Annotated in this window: 15 protein-coding genes; 8 read left to right on the forward strand and 7 right to left on the reverse strand. The window is 45.8% G+C overall.

Annotated features, from left to right (window positions below):
* Positions 1 to 23: 23 nt before the first annotated feature.
* Together OO774_RS16040 and fdhF are read right to left on the reverse strand one after the other, a co-directional pair.
* The gene (locus OO774_RS16040) at positions 24 to 395 is read right to left on the reverse strand and encodes a hypothetical protein (RefSeq protein WP_014234677.1); all 372 of its coding nucleotides are present in this window, start codon (positions 393 to 395) and stop codon (positions 24 to 26) included.
* Positions 396 to 621: 226 nt separating this feature from the next.
* On the reverse strand, positions 622 to 4,890 hold the full coding sequence (fdhF, locus tag OO774_RS16045) for a formate dehydrogenase subunit alpha (protein WP_264907394.1): 4,269 nt from the start codon (positions 4,888 to 4,890) through the stop codon (positions 622 to 624).
* Between the two features lie 189 nt (positions 4,891 to 5,079).
* On the opposite strand from fdhF, the gene OO774_RS16050 reads away from it, so the two are divergent.
* The 5 genes from OO774_RS16050 (at position 5,080) to OO774_RS16070 (ending at position 12,596) form a co-directional block, all read left to right on the forward strand.
* Positions 5,080 to 5,475: a hypothetical protein gene (locus OO774_RS16050; protein WP_264907396.1), complete on the forward strand. Its 396-nt coding sequence runs from the start codon at positions 5,080 to 5,082 to the stop codon at positions 5,473 to 5,475.
* Positions 5,476 to 5,697: 222 nt separating this feature from the next.
* Positions 5,698 to 7,089, forward strand: coding sequence for a TolC family protein (locus tag OO774_RS16055; RefSeq protein WP_264907397.1), 1,392 nt, complete (start codon positions 5,698 to 5,700; stop codon positions 7,087 to 7,089).
* Between the two features lie 2 nt (positions 7,090 to 7,091).
* Positions 7,092 to 8,807 (forward strand): efflux RND transporter periplasmic adaptor subunit, encoded by a 1,716-nt coding sequence (locus tag OO774_RS16060; protein WP_264907399.1) that lies wholly within the window; start codon positions 7,092 to 7,094, stop codon positions 8,805 to 8,807.
* 2 nt (positions 8,808 to 8,809) lie between these two features.
* Complete coding sequence (locus OO774_RS16065) at positions 8,810 to 11,950, forward strand: efflux RND transporter permease subunit (RefSeq protein ID WP_264907400.1); 3,141 nt, start codon at positions 8,810 to 8,812, stop codon at positions 11,948 to 11,950.
* A gap of 64 nt (positions 11,951 to 12,014) precedes the next feature.
* On the forward strand, positions 12,015 to 12,596 hold the full coding sequence (locus OO774_RS16070) for a copper-binding protein (RefSeq protein ID WP_264907401.1): 582 nt from the start codon (positions 12,015 to 12,017) through the stop codon (positions 12,594 to 12,596).
* A 48-nt stretch (positions 12,597 to 12,644) separates the two neighbouring features.
* Here OO774_RS16070 and OO774_RS16075 read toward each other — a convergent pair whose 3' ends face one another.
* Positions 12,645 to 13,979, reverse strand: a complete 1,335-nt coding sequence (locus OO774_RS16075) for a ferric reductase-like transmembrane domain-containing protein (RefSeq protein ID WP_264907403.1) — start codon at positions 13,977 to 13,979, stop codon at positions 12,645 to 12,647.
* A gap of 211 nt (positions 13,980 to 14,190) precedes the next feature.
* Between OO774_RS16075 and blaCARB the strand changes: the two genes are divergently transcribed.
* The gene (gene blaCARB / locus OO774_RS16080) at positions 14,191 to 15,042 is read left to right on the forward strand and encodes a CARB/PSE/RTG family carbenicillin-hydrolyzing class A beta-lactamase (protein ID WP_264907405.1); all 852 of its coding nucleotides are present in this window, start codon (positions 14,191 to 14,193) and stop codon (positions 15,040 to 15,042) included.
* Positions 15,043 to 15,159: 117 nt separating this feature from the next.
* Here blaCARB and OO774_RS16085 read toward each other — a convergent pair whose 3' ends face one another.
* Complete coding sequence (locus tag OO774_RS16085) at positions 15,160 to 15,312, reverse strand: hypothetical protein (protein ID WP_264907407.1); 153 nt, start codon at positions 15,310 to 15,312, stop codon at positions 15,160 to 15,162.
* A 254-nt stretch (positions 15,313 to 15,566) separates the two neighbouring features.
* On the opposite strand from OO774_RS16085, the gene speG reads away from it, so the two are divergent.
* Positions 15,567 to 16,106, forward strand: coding sequence for a spermidine N1-acetyltransferase (gene speG, locus OO774_RS16090; protein WP_264907409.1), 540 nt, complete (start codon positions 15,567 to 15,569; stop codon positions 16,104 to 16,106).
* A gap of 649 nt (positions 16,107 to 16,755) precedes the next feature.
* Positions 16,756 to 17,181, forward strand: a complete 426-nt coding sequence (locus OO774_RS16095; protein WP_264907410.1) for a universal stress protein — start codon at positions 16,756 to 16,758, stop codon at positions 17,179 to 17,181.
* 105 nt (positions 17,182 to 17,286) lie between these two features.
* On the opposite strand, the gene OO774_RS16100 is transcribed toward OO774_RS16095, so the two are convergent.
* The 3 genes from OO774_RS16100 to OO774_RS16110 form a co-directional block, all read right to left on the reverse strand.
* Positions 17,287 to 17,964 (reverse strand): SDR family oxidoreductase, encoded by a 678-nt coding sequence (locus tag OO774_RS16100; protein ID WP_264907411.1) that lies wholly within the window; start codon positions 17,962 to 17,964, stop codon positions 17,287 to 17,289.
* A 2-nt stretch (positions 17,965 to 17,966) separates the two neighbouring features.
* Positions 17,967 to 18,437 (reverse strand): YhcH/YjgK/YiaL family protein, encoded by a 471-nt coding sequence (locus OO774_RS16105; RefSeq protein ID WP_264907412.1) that lies wholly within the window; start codon positions 18,435 to 18,437, stop codon positions 17,967 to 17,969.
* 62 nt (positions 18,438 to 18,499) lie between these two features.
* Complete coding sequence (locus OO774_RS16110; protein WP_264907414.1) at positions 18,500 to 19,657, reverse strand: exo-alpha-sialidase; 1,158 nt, start codon at positions 19,655 to 19,657, stop codon at positions 18,500 to 18,502.
* Positions 19,658 to 19,738: the final 81 nt, after the last annotated feature.

Genomic DNA, 19,738 nt, shown 5'->3' on the forward strand with positions numbered 1-19,738 from the left:
GCGAACCAAACGCAGTGCATCGTTTAATAGTACTCGCCCATAGAGCAGTCACGTATTTGAGAAATCGTGTAGTTATTTAAAGAGTCAATCTTAAAATCAAACACAACTTCTTTGCAGACCATGCCTTGCCGGTCGCTGTAGGTAATAAAGCCTTCACTATAGGCTCGATTACCATCGGAAGATTTGATTTGTGCTGCAAGCTCTAAGTAACCTTTGTGCGCATCAACTCGGTTCATCACCTCGAACGCATCAAGCCATTCTTCTCGATTTGCCATCTTTAGCAACATTGATTCTGCCTGGGATTCCAACTGCTTTGGGTAAACATAAAATCGGTTATAGCCAAAATATGCGCACATCAATAAAAAAACGACTGCTAATGAGGTTGTTCTTGTCATGCAAGTGCCTCTTGTTGTTATAAAAACTCAACGTTGTAGTCTGAGTATAGGAGCTCAGCAAATTTTAGGTTATAGAACTTGCCTGAATAACAGAGGGCCGTCAGAAACAGTCAATTCTCTGACAATCTCACTCCGAGAAACATAACAAAAAAGGGCAGGGATCATATTATGATTCCTGCCCTTTTCTTTTCCAGACTCAATGCCAAGCCCGTTTTATCGTGTCTGCCTAATTCGAATGTACATGTTCGGTAGCTAAGCTCTCAGCCTTAACGGGTTCTACTATTTCAACTTTTACCGCCGCAACCTTAAATTCCGGAATTTTCGCATGCGGATCCGTTGCCGTAGTGGTTAAGCGGTTAACTGGCGATTCAACAAAGTGGAAAGGAATAAACACCACCCCTTTTTGCATTCTCTTGGTTACAAACGCATCAATTTCGATATGACCACGACGTGTCGATATTTTCAGGCGCTGACCATTGCTGATCCCCAAAGCCTCGGCATCTTCGACGCTGATCATAGCTCTCGGTCCTGCAAGATTATCCAACCCTTTCGTTTTTCGCGTCATGGTCCCGGTATGGAACTGCTCCAACACACGCCCCGTTGTCAGTACCAGAGGATACTCGTCATCTGGAAGTTCAGCCGCGTAACGGAATGGAATACCCACCATTTGCCCTTTGCCGCGAGTAAACTGGGTTTGGTGCATGATTCGCGTACCGTTCGGGTTATTCTTATTGCTCGGCCATTGCACACCATTTGGCGTGATAGCGTCCCAACGTAAGCCCGCATACTGAGGTGTCACACGAGCAATTTCGCTGGTGATTTCAGACACACAGTGATAATTCCAGTCACTACCCATCGCGTTAGCCAGCTCTTGAATGATCCACCAATCCTCTTTGGCCTCTCCTGGAGCGGTAACAACAGCATTCACACGTTGTACCCGACGCTCGGTGTTAGTGAAATGGCCAGATTTTTCAGCAAATGAGCAAGAAGGCAGAATCACATCGGCATACTGAGCCGTTTCAGTAAGGAAGATATCCTGTACAACCAAGAAATCCAGTGCCTCCAAGCCTTCAATGACATGCGCTTGGTTTGGGTCACTCAATACAGGGTTTTCACCCATGATGTACATACCACGAACGTCTCGTTTGCATGCGGCATCAATAATTTCAGTCAGAGTTAACCCTTGCTCTGCCGATAAATCGGGCGCATTCCATTCTATAGCAAACTTTTGTCGTACCATTGGGTTATACACTTTTTGGTAGCCCGGATAGCAATTCGGTAATGCGCCCATATCACACGCCCCTTGCACATTTGATTGGCCGCGTAGTGGATTGATGCCGCCACCTTCGATACCAATGTTGCCACACAACAGTTGCAGGTTAGCAATCGAACGAACGTTATCATGTCCGGTGGTATGCTGCGTAATTCCCATCGAATAATACACAGCCGTACGCTTGGCAGTCCCGATCATACGTGCCATGGCGAAAATATCGTCGGCTTTCACACCCGTGACTAGTTCAACTTTGTCTAGGTTGTAAGCAGGTGACATCACTTCTTGAAGCAAGGTATCAAAGCCATCGACGCGTTCTTCAATGTACTCCTGGTCAAACCAGCCATTCTTAATAATCAGCTGCATTACACCATTGAGTAGCATGACATCCGTCCCCGGACGATGTGCTAAGTAAAGCTCTGCATGCTCAACGATATCGACACGTTTTGGATCAGCCACCACCAGGCGTGCACCGTGATGACGAATGGCTTGCTTGATATGAGATGCGATGATTGGATGGGCAGAAGTGGTGTCTGAACCAATAATAAAAATCACATCCGAGTGTTTGATACTCGGAATATCATTCGTCATTGCCCCACTGCCTAATGAGGCTTCCAGCCCGGTGACGCTTGATGCATGACAAAGTCTCGCGCAATGGTCGACGTTATTGGTACCGAGTTCGCGGCGAATGAATTTCTGAAACGCGTAATTGTCTTCGTTAGTGGTTTTTGCCGACGAGAAACCCGCCAGCGCATTGCTGCCAAAGTCTTGCTTAATAGACACAAACTTAGACGCAACTAATTGAATTGCTTCTTCCCAACTCGCTGGTTGCAGCCATCCATCTTTACGAATAAGTGGCGTGGTTAATCGCTCTTCGCTGCCAATGAAATCAAAACCAAAGCGCCCTTTTACGCACAACATACCTTGGTTAACCGGTGATTCAGCACCTTCGACATAGCGAATTTTATTCTCGGCCTCGTCGACAAACATGGTTAACTTACAACCGACCCCACAGTAGGTACAGATAGTATCAACGGCCTTCAAATCCTCGGTTCGGCCTTGTGATCGATCACGGCTATCTACCATTGCTCCCGTTGGACACGCTTGCACACAAGCACCACACTGCACGCACTTTGAGTCGCTCATCAGTGTTAACCCACTAGGCTTGTTCCCTTTTTTTTCTGAGCGGAATCGAGGTCGATCATCCGGTCTCAGAGCCGGACGGCCATTAGCATCGCTCAGAAAGCTGAGCACGCCATGAACGGCTTGCTCCCGACATGCCTGAATACACTGACCACAACTGATACAGCGGTTGGCATCGAATTCAATAAATTCCGAACTGCGGTCGACTTCGTATTTATGGCGAAGATCTTTTGCTCGCAGGTCAAGCCACCCTTGATGATCGACGACATTAGTTGCTTTAGCTTGTAACGCATCCTCAAATCTCTGTTCAACTTGATATTCTGTTGAATAATCTCGCAAGGCACAGTCGGTGTTCGCCTGACAGCCACATTCAAGGCAACGCGCCGCTTCTTTCATGGCCTCTTCATTATCAAATCCGAGCTCAACTTCAGCAAAACTCTGTTCACGTTGTTCCGGGGTTAATTCCGGCATGATCGTACGAGCGACTTTTTGGATATTTTCAAAGTGAAGCGGATCAACTTGCGATAGTTTTTGCTCTTTACGAGAGTTAAAAGCAGGTGTTGGCATATCTGCCATGTCACCATTCAAGAACAGATCAATCGCTTTTGCGGCAACTCGTCCATCTCCAACCGCTTCTACCGCTGTCGCAGGGCCGCGGCGGAAATCGCCAATACTGAAAATATTTCCCGTACCGGTATGCATGGTTTGCGCGTCAGATTCCGAAGTGTTCCAACGAGTTACGGGAATCGACAACGCATCGTTGTCTAAAAAACTTAAATCTGGTTTCTGAGACACGGCAGCGATCACCGTATCAAATGCTTCGATGAAGAACTCCCCTGTCGGTTTTGGGCTGCGACGACCTGATGAATCTGGCGGCCCCAAGGCCATTCGTTCTAAACGAACGGCATGAACGCGTCCGCTTTTATCAGCTAAATTTTCCGCAGGATTGGTCAGAAAGTGGAACTTCACACCTTCGTGTTCTGCTTCAACAATTTCGTAGTCTTCTGCAGGCATTTCGTCTCGAGTCCGACGGTAAATCAGTGTTGTATCAGCCCCTGCTCGTCGCGCCGTTCGGGCACAATCGATCGCGGTGTTACCACCACCAATAACCGCCACTTTTTTGCCTGTCACATAGCGTTGTTCGGTCACGTAGTCTTTAAGGTAATCTACCCCTAGGTAGCAACCGTCTAGGTCACTCCCCGGATAGGTCATCTCCACCGCTTGAGATGCGCCGACAGCCAAACACACTGCGTCATAATCTTCACTTAGTTGGGAAAGCGTAAAATCAACGCCAAGCTTTGTATTAGTTTCGATTTGCATGCCATTGCGACACATCAATTCGATTTCTTTATCCAGAATGTCTTTTGGCAGGCGATATTCCGGAATGCCATAGCGCAGCCACCCACCCGCTTTCGGCATCGACTCAAAGACCGTAACGTCATAGCCTTCGTTAGAAAGATAATAGCCGGTGGTTAACCCCCCCGGGCCACTTCCTACCACCGCGACTCTAAGGTTCTTGGTCGGTTTTTTATCCGGCACGTAAGCGTCATAAGAAGCCAAATCGGTGTCTGCCGCGTGACGCTTAAGTTGACGAATGGCAATAGGCTCATCGACTAAAGAGCGGCGGCATTCGCTTTCACAAAAGGCCGGACAAACACGTCCGATAGATAACGGCATTGGCAGCGTTTTTTTGATCACTTCAATCGCTTTTTGGTGATCATTCTGTGAGATATGGTAGAGGTAAGACTGAATATCGACACCAGCGGGACAAGCCGTTTTACACGGAGCTTCGCAGTCAGCGTAATGGTCCGTCATAATTCGGTTAAGGGCTTTTCTTCGGTGTTCACTGAGTTGCTCTGACTGGGTAACGGCGTTAAGCCCTCGATAGACTTCGAGCTCACACGCTCGTTTCGTACCACCACTTTCTATCTCAACGACACATAAGTCACATGGCACTTTCTCGTTACTTTTGTTCATTCCGCAAAGCGACGGGATTTCTACCCCACATACTTTTGCCGCTTCAAGAAGAGTCAGGCCTTCTTCTACAATTCGATACTTCCCGTCGATAATAATTTCGATCATACGCTACCCTGTGCCAGTTATTAACCCTCACATAAATTAAGGATAAATCCTCAAGCGGGAAGTTCATGTGACAAAATGCTCACTAACTACATTTTTATTGTCAAATATTAACTATTGACTTTACCCCTGGGGTAACCTTTATTCTCCAAGGGTTATTAACGAGATACATTCATTTTTACTGGAACGCGTATGCACCTTAAATCCTCGCATACAATTTGGTTAACTATGCTGACAACGCTGATCCTTTTGGTATCAAGCGTGGTAAACAGTGCACCACTTATGAACCTTAAAATGATGTCAGATCAGACAATAGCTAAACAAGACGAACACTGTGGCTCCCACAGTATGGAGATGAGCCTGGCGATGTCTCATAGCTCAGCCTCTTCCGACATACCGATGAGCTGTGCCGACAGCTCGGGTATGGTTCATAACTGCTGCACGACATCCTGCTCGTTTGTTTTTGTCTCATTACCCGTTCCAGAAAACCAACTCTCTCCGTTAGCCTATCGAGCTACCTTCAATATCGAGAGCAATGACCCTGTCGTACAGGTCAGTCACGACCTCTACCGACCTCCTATCGTTTAATTCATTCAAAGCATTCGATCCTGCTGAATCTGGCAGGTTGTTTAACTGCGCCCGACGATTGGTCAACGTACCTAATTGACTCCTTACGATCTCAGTTTAGCTGTATCGTGAAAGAGCAAGAGTAATGACATCTTCCAAACGTCCGGCAATCACCGGCTTTCGCATCTATTCACACTATTTGTGCGTTTACGAGCAAGTCTGGTATTAATTTGGATGAAAACGATGGAATTCACCCCAAATCACTTAGTGGCCTCAATTGGCTCACTAGTCCTGATCGCCTCACCGACATTCAATGTCATGGCACAAACGTCATCGCATGAAAAAGTGGGCGAAGTGTCTCAGGCACAGTCCACCCAAGAGTTGGCAAAGCTGATTAATATTGCACTTGAAAACGATGGAAACCGTAAACAGTTCTTCGCTCAATCAGAAGCCATGCGCGAAACAGGCGTGGCAAACGCGACGCTGATGGACCCGAAATTGAAAATCGGTGTTGGCGGCTTACCTGTCGACAGTTTCAAGTTCGACGAAGACCCGATGACTAATATCTCCGTCGGTCTGATGCAGCAATTTGAACGCGGTTCCACCCTCGATCTGCAACAAAAGAAAGCCAATCAACAAGCGGTTGGTTTATCTCTGCAAGTGCATGCAAGAGAGCTGGATATAGCGAACAACATGACTCAACTCTGGCTTGAGCTTGGCTACCAGCAGCAAGCTGAACAGATCATGTTGGAAAACCGCCGCTTGATGAAGGAAATGGAAAACTTCATCCAAACCAATTACTCAATTGGCAAAAGCGAAGCTCAGGACCTTCTTAACGCACAACTGCAAGTAAGCAAGCTGGATGAAAAGTTACAGGCTAATGCTCAAATGCAGCGACGTTTAGTAGCCCAGCTTTCTGAATGGTTAGGCTCTGACTGGTTGATTAATAATGCTCAACAAGCTACTCCATCGCTACAAGCCAGCAACCAACTTAACTGGAATAACCTGAATCAGACCCTCTCCTCAGGGGCTGATTCTACGCAGCACTATCAACGACTTAGCCAGCACCCAATGGTGAAAATGGCCGATGTCAGCATTTCAACTAATGAAACTCAGGTTGAGATTGCCGAGCAGGCTTATAGTCCGCAGTTTGGTGTCGAAGTTGCCTATGCCTATCGCCAGTCAAACAACATGAAAGGCGAGCCGGCTTCAGATTTAGTGAGTGCGTATTTAACGATGGATATTCCGCTATTCACTGGCAATCGCCAAGATAAAAACCTCGCAGCGGCGCAGTATCAAGTAGGAGCCGCGCGCTCACAGAAAGATACATTACTGACACAAATGAACGCCAAAGTGAACACGCTTTTGGTCGACCGCAGCAACTTAACCCAACGCCTGGAGCGTTATCAAACCACTTTACTTCCTCAGGTCAAAGCTCGGATTCGCGCAGTAGAACGGGGGTACCAAAATAACACCGCGCAATTCAACGATGTGATTTTGGCCAGTACCGATGAGCTGGCTCTGCAGCTTGAGCAACAACGTTTGATCACTGATTTAAATATCGTCAATAGCAACTTGGCAACTTTACTGGGTGGTTTTGAATATCAAGTATCAGCACCGGAATTAAGGAAGTAACAATGAGTTCGAATTCTATCAAAATCGCAACTATCGCTTTAATAGTAGGTGGAGCCTTAGGCTTTGGTATCAGCCATTTAAATCTGAGTGCCAATCATGAACTAATGGCAGCTGAGGATAGTGCGTCAAATAGCTCAAACGATCCGCTGTACTGGGTCGCCCCAATGGATCCTAATTACAAGCGCGATAAACCGGGAAAATCACCAATGGGGATGGATTTAATCCCAGTCTATGCTGAAGATCTCACCGGAGCACAAGATAAGCCTGGCACGGTCACCATTGACCCTTCTGTCGAGAACAATCTTGGGGTTAAAACCGCTCAAGTTTCGTTAGAGAAATTATCACCGCGTATTGAAACCGTTGGTTACATTGCCTTCGATGAGAGTAAATTATGGCAAACCAACGTTCGTGTTGCTGGTTGGGTTGAAAAGCTCTACATCAACGCCGTTGGTGAAAAAGTAAGTAAAGGTGACGTGCTATTCACACTCTACTCGCCTGAACTGGTTAAAGCTCAGGAAGAGCTGCTCAACGCCTATCGTACAGGCCGCAGTGGTTTAGTCAAAGGCGCAACTGAGCGTCTGGTGACACTCGGTGTCGATCGCTCACAAATCCAAGCCATTATAAAGCGCGGTAAAGCCTCCCAAACCATAGCAGTCAAAGCCCCAGAAGATGGCATCATCGCCAGCTTAAATGTGCGTGAAGGCGGTTACTTATCACCTGCTCAAGCCGTGATTAGCGCTGGTCCACTGGAGAATGTTTGGGTCGATGCAGAAGTGTTTGAGCGTCAGGCTCATTGGATGAAAGCTGGTAGCAATGCAACTATGACGTTAGATTCGATTCCGGGTAAAAACTGGCAAGGTACGGTTGATTACGTCTACCCAATTCTTGATCCAAAAACCCGAACCCTGCGTGTGCGTCTCAAGTTCCCGAATCCTAATGGTGAACTGAAACCGAACATGTTTGCCAACATTGCGCTACAGCCTGTAAGTGACGATGCCGTACTGACTATTCCTAAGTCTTCCGTTATTCGCTCTGGCGGTATGACCCGAGTTGTCCTTGCCGAAGGCAACGGAAAGTACCGCTCTACCCGAATCAAAGTCGGACGCGAAGCCGATGACAAAACCGAGGTATTAGAAGGCCTAAGCCGAGAAGATCGTATTGTTACCTCCGCGCACTTTATGCTGGACTCAGAATCAAGCCAAACGGCCGATCTTTCTCGTATTTCAGCTCCGCAAAAGTCTGCTGCAGAAACGGCTTGGGCGAAAGGAGAAATTACCGATGTGATGAAAGACCATCGCATGCTCACCATCAATCACCAACCAGTTCCGGAATGGGATTGGCCAGGCATGGTGATGAACTTTACCTTTGCCGATGGCGTAGAAATGGGTGATCTGCAAAAAGGTCAAAACATCGAATTTGAAATGCAAAAAACAGATTCAGGCCAATACGAAATTATTGATTACAAAGCAGATGGCAGTGTCGTTGCTACCGATGTATGGCTAACTGGAGACATCAGCATGCTCATGGCAGACTTTGGCATGATCACGTTAAATCACATGCCTGTTGCAGAATGGAACTGGGACGCTGGTGAAATGAACTTCACAGTCGGTGACGAAGTCAGCCTATCTGGTTTCAAGGAAGGCCAAAAAGTTCGGTTTCTAATCGAAAAGCAAGGTACTGACTACGTATTAAAACAACTCGAAGCGATTGAGGGCTAACTATGATTGGAGCAATTATCCGTTGGTCTATCAACAATCGCTTTATGGTGTTAATCGCCACCTTAGTGGTTGTGCTATCGGGGCTTTACAGCGTAAAGAATACACCTGTTGATGCTATTCCCGATCTTTCTGATGTTCAGGTGATCATTAAAACCAGCTACCCAGGACAAGCACCACAAGTTGTGGAGGATCAAGTCACTTATCCTCTGACTACCGCGATGTTAGCGGTTCCGGGCGCAGAAACCGTTCGTGGCTATTCTTTCTTCGGCGATTCGTATGTTTATATCATTTTCAATGATGATACCGACATGTACTGGGCGAGATCTCGCGTTTTAGAATACTTAAGTCAGGTAGCTCCTAAGTTGCCACCAAGTGCAAAACCGACGCTAGGTCCGGACGCGACAGGTGTAGGCTGGGTTTACAGCTATGTTCTGCAAGACAAAACAGGGCAACACGACCTTGCTGAACTTCGTAGTTTTCAGGACTGGTTCTTAAAGTACGAACTTCAAACGGTTGATGGGGTTTCTGAGGTCGCAACTGTTGGCGGGATGGTCAAACAATACCAAGTCCAGATCGACCCGGCCAAACTGCGCGCCTACAACCTCACGCTGCAGCAAGTCAACATGGCTATCCAGAACGGTAACCAGGAAACGGGTGCGTCCGTTGTGGAAGTGGCAGAAGCGGAACACATGGTTCGCACGACTGGCTACTTAACCAGCATCGAAGACATTGAGTCTCTGCCAATCAAAGTGACCGACAAAGGTACGCCGCTCCTACTTGGAGACATTGCAGACATCAATATCGGTCCACAAATGCGTCGCGGTATTTCTGAGCTAAACGGTGAAGGGGAAGCCGTCGGTGGCGTGATTGTGATGCGCTACGGTGAAAATGCCAGTGAAGTCATCAGTAAGGTCAAAGAGAAGCTGGATGATTTGCAGCGAAGCCTGCCTGATGGCGTAGAAATCGTATCAACTTACGAGCGCTCAACGTTGATCAACGCAGCGGTAGACAACCTATGGAAAAAACTCGCCGAAGAGTTCATCGTGGTAGCGATTGTTTGTGCTTTGTTCTTGTTCCATATTCGTTCGTCGTTAGTCATTGCGCTTAGCTTGCCAGTAGGTATTTTGGCTGCCTTTATCGTGATGCACTATCAAGGCATTAATGCCAACATCATGTCTCTCGGTGGGATAGCTATTGCCATCGGGGCGATGGTGGACGGCGCGATTGTGATGATAGAAAACGTCCACAAACATATCGAACGGACGCCGCTTACTGACAAAAACCGTTGGCAGGTAATTGGTAAAGCAGCCGAAGAAGTGGGGGCTCCCCTATTCTTCTCGCTCCTAATCATCACATTGAGCTTTGTTCCGGTGTTCGCGCTGGAAGGGCAAGAAGGAAAAATGTTCTCGCCTCTCGCCTTTACTAAAACGTACGCGATGGCCTCGGCGGCGGCTTTGGCTATCACGCTAGTGCCGGTTTTAATGGGTTACTTTATTCGCGGTAAGGTACTTCCTGAACACAAAAACCCGGTCAACCGCAGCTTGGTGGCACTTTATCGCCCACTGCTCAACCTGAGTTTGAAGTATCCGAAGGCGATGATCGTGCTGGCTCTTGGACTAATGGCATCAGCTTACTACCCAACCAGCAAACTGGGCAGTGAATTCATTCCGCCTCTGGATGAAGGCGATTTGATGTATATGCCGACCACCTATCCGGGTATATCTATCGGTAAAGCACGTGAATTACTCCAACAAACCAATAAGTTGATCAAAACCGTACCGGAAGTGAAAACGGTTTGGGGCAAAATTGGTCGTGCTGATACGGCAACCGACCCTGCCCCGCTGACGATGATCGAAACGGTTATTCAATTTAAACCACGTGAAGAATGGCGTGAAGGCGTGACAACAGAGTCTTTGCGCAAAGAGTTTGACCAGCTGGTGCAATTCCCTGGATTAACCAACGCCTGGGTTATGCCAATTAAAACTCGTATCGACATGCTGGCAACCGGCATCAAAACCCCTATCGGGATAAAAATCGCCGGTCCTGACCTGAAAGAGATCGAGAAAATTGGTGCGCAAATAGAGCCAATTCTTAATAACGTCTCTGGCACCTCATCGGTTTACGCTGAGCGTGTTGCTGGCGGTCGCTACGTCACCATTGATATCAAACGCCGTGTCGCTGCGCGTTACGGTCTGAATATCAAAGATGTTCAACAGGTGATTTCCACAGCAGTGGGAGGCATGAATGTCGGTGAAACTATCGAAGGTCTGGAACGCTATCCGATTAACGTGCGTTATCCGCAAGACTACCGTGATTCAGTAGTTAAACTGCAGAACCTGCCGCTGGTAACACCAAACGGCGCTCGTATCGCGCTCGCTGATGTAGCGGATATCCGTTACGAAGATGGTCCTCCGATGATCAAAACAGAAAATGCGCGTCCAAATGGCTGGGTGTTTGTTGATATCGACGGACGAGATCTTGGTTCATACGTGATTGAAGCGCAGCAAGCCGTCGCGGATCAGCTAATTTTACCTATTGGCTATTCTATCGCTTGGTCGGGTCAATATGAGTACATGGAACGCGCGAAAGACCGACTCAGCGTGGTCGTGCCGATTACCTTGGTGATCATCATGATGTTGCTCTACTTCAGTTTCCGTCGCATCGGAGAAGTCTTGATCATCATGCTGACGCTGCCATTGGCGATGGTGGGTGGCTTGTGGTTAATGTACAGCCTCAGTTACAACTTCTCCATTGCGGTAGGGGTTGGCTTTATTGCCCTCGCAGGTGTCGCTGTTGAAATTGGGGTCATTATGTTGGTTTACCTTAACCAAGCATGGCACCACAAAAAACTGGATGCAGAAGAAAAACGCCAGCCACTGCGCTTAGATGATCTGACTAATGCAATACGTGAAGGAGCCGGTCTACGTGTGCGTCCGGTGATGATGACCGTACTCACCGTCATTATTGGTCTGATTCCAATCATGTATGGCGAAGGGACAGGCTCACAGGTAATGCAACGTATTGCTGCCCCAATGATCGGTGGTATGGCATCAGCCTTAGTGCTAACCCTACTGGTACTGCCAGCTATTTTTATGCTCTGGAAACAGCGTGAAGTAAAACCTAACAAAAACACAGAGAAATAAACATAAAGCGCTATGGTACCAATGTCCATAGCGCATTACCTCATTGACGATAAAGGAAACCGATATGAAAAAGACACTGATTACTCTTGCTCTAACTTTTGCTTCTGGCTGCGTATTTGCTCAGATGGATAATTCAACCATAAATCATGACAACATGGAGCATGACTCTATGCCTATGGAACATATGCAAAGTGAAAATATGCCTATGGACCACTCAAACATGGATCATTCCAGTATGGGAGGCATGGTAGCCACGTCTGCCGTAGGCATGCCTGCAAACGGAGCAAAACCGGATAAAGTCGTGCATGTTATTTTGAGTGACGACATGAAAATCACCTTTAAAAAAGAAGTGCAGATCGAACCCAATGACGTTGTCCAGTTTGTGGTGATGAACACGGGTAAAATGAATCATGAGTTCACAATTGGTTCAGCCAAAGAGCAGCTAGAGCATCGTGAAATGATGAAAAACATGTCTGGCAATCACATGCATGATTCAGATAATGCCGTAACGGTTGAACCAGGCAAAGCTAAGCAACTTTTATGGCACTTCCACGGCGACAACAATGTCGAGTTTGCGTGCAACATCCCTAGCCACGCGGAAGCTGGCATGGTGAAAAAAGTGAAGTTAGAACCTGCAACAAAGTAATATTCTATTAAACAAAAGGAGCGGATTTTCGCTCCTTTTTTGGTGTGATTATCTCATTACGAACAACTCTTCATGATAGTGATGTTCGATATCGAATTGATACTCAGCCAATTGCTGTTTCAATGTGTCGGAAAACGCCTCAGGCCCACAGAAATAAAGTTCATAGTCTGCCAAATCCCCACACTGCTTAACGATGCGTTTTGCGTTCAGTCTCGTCGAAACCTGAGTATCAATAACACTTAACTCAACCTCAGCGTGATGAGCGTAATGCCACAACTCATCCACTAAATGGCTATCCAATCCTCGAGCACAATAGAATAGATGCACTGGCTGATGTGATCTGCGCTGTTTTAATGAAGCAAGTATCGCAAAGAAAACCGCAATACCAACCCCACCAGCAATCCAGATTTGAGGTTTGCTGACGTCAAACTCTAAACGGCCATAAGGTCCTTCCAAAGTGACCTCATCCCCTGCTTCTATTCGCTCGAACAAGCCAGTTGTAAAATCCCCAAGCTCTTTGATTAAAAATCGTAGCTCAGGTTCACCATTAGCCGATGCAATCGTAAACGGATGCGGATCTTCATTACCAAATCGTACATAAGCGAATTGTCCTGCTTTATGCCCCTGCCAAGAGTCCGTTGGGGTAACTACCAACTCCATAACACGAGCTTGAGGGAAAAAGCGCGTCGATTTCACTTTCATGCTGTGGCGGTTCATTCGACCAACCAAACCCAATAAGCTATAGAAAGCCGCAGCGCTGCCAATTAAGGCGAATGCGATAGAAATATAGAAAATCGGCTCCCCCCAATAGGCTCGCTTGATCAACAACACAGAGTGAACCGCAATCATCAAATAGACAGCGGCCATCAATCGATGTGACACTTTGAACGGTTTGTATTTCACCACGCCCCAAAGTGAAATACCGAATAAAACTAATAGAAGATAAAATCCCCACTCCCCGAGACTAAGTCCCACATCGCGCAGATCCACTATCCATTGTTCCAATCCTGTTAAGTTATGTCCGGCAGGCCCTTCCCCAGTATGCTTAAGGGGCTTTTCTAGGATTCCGGACTCGACTAACCATTTAGGTACTTGATACAAAAGCCAATGCACAATAGCTAAACTCACACCGGAAATACCCAACCACTTATGAGCTCGATAGGCTTTATCCATACCATTCACCCAGCGCTCTATAACCGGCAATCGCAACGCTAACAACATGGCAATGGACATTAAACCAAGTGCTATCACACCAGAATATTGAATCAACGCTGAGCGCCAATAAAAAAATTGTGTCGATGACAGCAGTTGTGTTTCGCTCATAAACCACAGAACAGATACGACTGCAATCACAACATATATAGAATTCCGTACTGTTTTCATTTTCACTACTCCGCCACTGGTGACAACTTTAGTTTAGTGCAACCTACGTAAAACAACGTCAATAACGGTAAAGCTTAGTAAAACGCTTTATTTGAGCAGAATTCTACAGAAAACCAACCGGGATTTAACAGTTCATAGTCCACTCCATCGCTATAGTCTGAGTTGATTTCACCTCAATGCGAGCCAGAAAAATAAATAAAGATAATCACCCATGAGAAAGATACTTTTTTTGATTGCGCTAATGGTCTGCTCACCTTTAAGTCACGCCTCTAAATTACATGAAGATATTTCTCTTCTTGAGCAACAGATCACTGGTCGCATAGGCATCGCCGTCTGGGATACTCAGACCGACAAACATTGGGCTTATCGTGGCGACGAAAGATTTCCTCTGGTAGGAACCGTTAAGACGTTAGCTTGCGCAACCATGCTGAGTGAGATGGATACCGGTATCCTCAAAAAAAATGCCACCGCGACTGTAGAAAAACGCGATATGGTGATGTGGTCTCCCATCATGGATAAACTGGCTGGGCAGAATGTCCGTATCGAGCATGCCTGCGAAGCCGCGATGTTGATGAACGATAACACGGCGACGAATCTCGTATTGAATGAAATCGGCGGGCCTAAGTCGGTCATGCTTTTCCTGCGTACCATCGGAGACAAAGCCACCAGACTCGACAGCGCTGAACCGATCGTCAACGAAGCTATGCCGGGCGATAAGCATGACACGACGACACCTAACGCCATGGTAAACACACTTGAAACACTGATCGATGGTGATGCGCTCTCTTATGAATCTCGAATTCAATTAAAAATTTGGATGCAAGACAGTAAAGTGTCTGATTCACTCATGCGTTCAGTTTTACCTTCAGGCTGGTCTATCGCAGATCGTTCAGGTTCTGGTGGCAACGGTTCACTTGGCTTTAACGCCGTCATCTGGAAAGAAAACCACAAGCCAGTTTATATAAGTATCTATGTTGCAGAAACCGAACTGTCTCTACAGGCAAGAGAACAACTCATCGCGCAAATTAGCCAGCTTATTTTATATAAGTACCAAAACCTCTAGCGTTGAAACCAACCAGGAAATCCGAAATAAAAAAGGTAGCGACCTAAAGCGCTACCTTTATCCCTACTCCCACCGACACCTGAAAATTTCAGACATCGGCAAAACAAGCCGATTAAATTATGCTTTCTGCAGATCTTTAGTTGGGTAAGTCAAAGCTGCGCCATCCGTTTTTACGTGAGTGTAGGCACCGCCGCCGCTTACGCCTGTAACGACCATTTTACCTAGATCAATACCTTTAGTTGCTACTACTTCGTCACCGATAGAAAACATATTCAACACCTTTATGCAGATTGAGACAATGAGTCATTGCGAGGTATTTAATAAGAAATAGCGTCATTTATCTAATCAGCTTTTTTGTCGTTAAGATTAATTTTTCTGTTCTCGTTCACAAATCGATTTTCTATTTTTTGATGTAGATAAACATCACTAAATCATAAAAAAACAAGTAACCAAATTTCGTATAGTCAGTTAATATTTTTAGGTATAAGAATAGAAGCGACATCAGCTCTTACCGGAGAAATATCATGACTAAAGGCCTTAAAATGCGTGCATTAGAACGCTCAGACCTTCGTTTTATCCACGAACTCAATAACAACCGCAATATCATGGCTTACTGGTTTGAAGAGCCTTACGAATCTTATGATGAACTGGAGGAGCTTTACCGCAAGCACATACATGACGATGCAGAAAGGCGTTTCGTCGTAGAGGATACTGACGGTATTGTTATCGGCTTAGTTGAACTTATTGAAATCAACTACATTCACCGAAGTGCAGAGTTTCAGATCATCATTGCACCCGAACACCAAGGCCTAGGCTACGCGATGGAAATGATCAACCGCGCTTTAGATTATTCTTTTTCTATTCTCAATCTGCGTAAAATTTATCTACTGGTCGCAGTAGAAAATGAAATTGCTATCCACCTATATAAAAAGTGTGGCTTTATCGAAGAGGGCCACTTGGTCGAAGAGTACTTTATTAATGGTGGTTATCGAGACGTTATACGCATGTACATTCTGAAACATCAATATCAAAAGCCGATAGAAGAAAAGAAAGATAGCAATTAATTCGTCGCAGCTTGAGCTGCAGAGCATATTAATAGCGAGCCAGCCACAACGATTTTTGAAAGGTTTTTCATAACAAAACCTATTATTTTTATATTGAACCTATGCTACAGAGAGCTGTTGCTGGTTATTAAAAAGCACTGCCGAATTTCCATAGCATAGGTGTCAATGACGTTGAGCGCGAAGAAAGACTTGAAACAGTTGCCCAAATTGACATTCTCCCTCCTAAGATTGAATCGTATTGATAGAATGGACACGCGCTGATGAAACATGTCCTTAAAAAGTATCAGTGTAATAAATAGTCCTACTCTGGCCGTTCTAAATCGGTCTATTTTCAATTGCTAATTACTAGTTAAGAGTAAACACAGCGACAAACATCAACTTCTGTCTCAATACCTAGACACTTTAGACGTCAAGCACCACCGTCACATACTCTTTAGGAATAAGATCGAGCTGCGTTGTTGTTGTAAAACTAGAACATCGTCGAAAGCAAAATTAGTGAGCTATCAGTCAACACTCACAATTCACTCCAACTCATTACTTTTATTGATCTTTCTTTACACCTTTAACTGGTTTCGCGATCTTGTCGACACAATTTTTCGTCAAGCCATACTATGCTTAGAGTGAATATAATCCACTTAAGGGCGTGGTTATGAAATACAAACATATTCTTGTCGCACTGGAACTTGCAGATGAAAGCACAGTGCTGATTGATAGAGCAGTAGAAATGGCAAACTATCTCGACTCCAACATTTCATTCATCCATGTGGATGGTACTCATGGTGAAATTTATCGCGAGCTCGTGGATATCAAAGCAAACCCAGATCATGTACCACTAAACGAGCATTCAATGGAGTGTCTAAAAACGTTCAGCGACTATATGGACTACCCACTTAAACATTTCTTTGTGGGTACTGGCGATTTGGCTGATAAACTAGAAACAACCATCAAAGAGCAAGAAGTCGACTTACTGATCTGTGGCCACCATCAGGATTTGTGGAGCAAGCTTATCTCCTACTCTCGTCATCTCATAAATAAGTCACCAGTCGACATTCTGGTTGTGCCTATTCACGACTAGAGTTCTGTCGATCAGAAACGAATAAATCAATTATACAAAGCAAAGGCCAGTCGTAATCAGTGACAGGCCTTTTTGTTTACGACTGATAGCAAAGATCATCTCACTCTACAGAGATGCGCCCCCGCACATCACCAGTTCCTGTCCAGTAATAGTGCTTGCATGAGCTGAAAGGATAAATTTCACGTACTCTGCGACTTCATACGGAGATATATAACGCCCCATCGGTGGAAGCTTGGGTGGAGATGATTTTCGGTCAGGGTTTAGCAACATTGGGGTTTCCGTTGCTCCCGGCGCGATAATGTTGGCTGTCACTCCTTTTGGCGCTAACTCAGCGGCCCAACTGCGCACCATGCCAAACAACGCTGATTTAGTCGCGACATATTGGGAACGGCCAGCAACGCCTTTCGAAGTGCGACTGCCGATAATCACAATCCGACCACCCTGTTCCAATTTAGGTGCGAAGTGATTAGCTAATATTTCTGCCACGTGAACATGAAGGTGCCAAATAGACTGACTTTCTTCAATGTTTAGTTGACCTAACGGCGCTGCAACCATTTTGCCTGCCGCGTGAATAACCGCATCGACCGGAGGTAAGTTTTCCAAGCAGTGAATTAAGTTATTGGTATCGAACAAATCTACAGTCTGACTGACAAAGTTCGGGTTCTCATGTTCAACTTTAGTGCGGCTTAATCCGGTAACTTTCCACCCTGAAGAGAGCAACGTTTCGGCAATCGCTTGTCCTATTCCGGAACTTGCACCTGTAACGACAGCATGACGACTCATATTCACTCTCCCAAGATAGATCGCGGGACTTTGAAAACGGCTTTGCGGATTTGTTTTGGTTCAGAAACCATACACAAAGCCTGATGAGGCTCACCTGGCATAAAAATCGCGAAGTCACCTGATTTAAGGTGCACCGATTGAGACAGCTTTGGATTAGCCAAGATGAATAAATCCGGTTTCTTTTCTACCGCTTCTTCATCTGAACAATCGACAACGCCATAATTGATGATCTCCTCACCTTCCAAGACCACTTGTATATCGGCATAAAGGTTATGAAACTCTGTGTGTCTTACTTCTTGTTCTTGTGTTTGTGCCGGACCAATATTAACGAACCACTCTTCATTAGATAATTGCATTTTCCCGTCATCAGATTGAATGAGCGACTCAAGTAAACACTCCGGATGAGATAAAATGTCTTTAAACGCTCGCGGCAATCCTGCCGTTTCTAGCGATAATAGATTTCCACATATCATAGTCGTATCTCTTAATAACAGGTAGCCCTATCAAAGAGCTACCCTATTCATTTGCAGATGATTTAGAGGTGATTAATACGTACGTATTTAATTGCTTGGCGGAAGTAGGTGTAAGCAATATGAATGGCACCATCGCTTGATTGAGTAATCGTCGGGTATGAGAATTCACGGTTGAGTTTTTCTTGTGAATTGTTCGTCATACAGAAACCATCGCCTTCATCTAAATGCGCAACGATCGACCAGCTTGCGCCGTCATCTTTAGAGATAGCCAGTGACATTGGTGCACGAGGAGCACCCCAGAATGCACTTTTCCCATCGATAATTTCAGGCTCTTTCGCGTCGCTACCATCTTCAATTTCATCATATAAAGAGCTACGACGATCCGTTGCACCTTCTGCACTCATATTATTAAAGACCATCGCCAGATCACCATTATTCAACGCGGTAAGCTGAATCGAAGAGTTGTTGTTTGGCAGCTCAGTTGGAACTGGTGCACTCCAGGTCTCGCCATTGTCATGGGAGTAGCTTTTGTAAATAGAATCAGCCCAACGACTGCGGTATACCGCGATCAGAGAACCATTTTTTAGCAGCGCCACAGACATATGCACGCAACCCAGGCTATCTGGAACGTCGACATCACGCCAAGTTTGGCCTTTGTCTTCCGAGATCTTCACGCTACTGGTGTCGTAATTACCCACCCATTTCTCACCTGGTTTGATCGTGCAGTTAAATATTGGCAACAACCAATTACCGTTTGGTAAAACCACGATAGGCTGGCGGATGAAGGTTCCTGGCTTATCGATCAATACATCGATATCTTGCCATGTTTCACCCATATCAAATGATTTTCGGTAACGTACGATCGCGGTGTCCTGGTTACCCGCCAGTTGAGCCGTCCATAACAACCAAAGTGTGTTGTCTGGGTCTAAGAATAATACTGGGTTTTGCTCTGAACGCTCTGGATCATTGGACAGTTTTACCGCTGGCTCCCATTCGTTCGAGCCTTTACGAAGGCGCGAACACAGAATCGAAATATCAGATACCCCTTCTTGCGTCCCTGCGAACCAGGTACATAGCAAGTCACCATTTGGTAAAACAAGCAAATTCGACGCATGGTTTTGAGGATAGTCGGAAGGTAGCATTGCATTATAGTATTGCTCACGATGCTCAACTGGCACGACTTTACCGTCACGTTCTACAGTAATAGCTTCTTGATTCATTGAATTTGCCCTATAAATTAAAATTTAAAACTTGAGTAAATATAGCTCTCTGTTTTAGAGAGCTATATTCGTAACAGAGGA

It is taken from the genome of Vibrio sp. STUT-A11 (assembly GCF_026000435.1).
Taxonomy (GTDB): Bacteria; Pseudomonadota; Gammaproteobacteria; order Enterobacterales; family Vibrionaceae; genus Vibrio.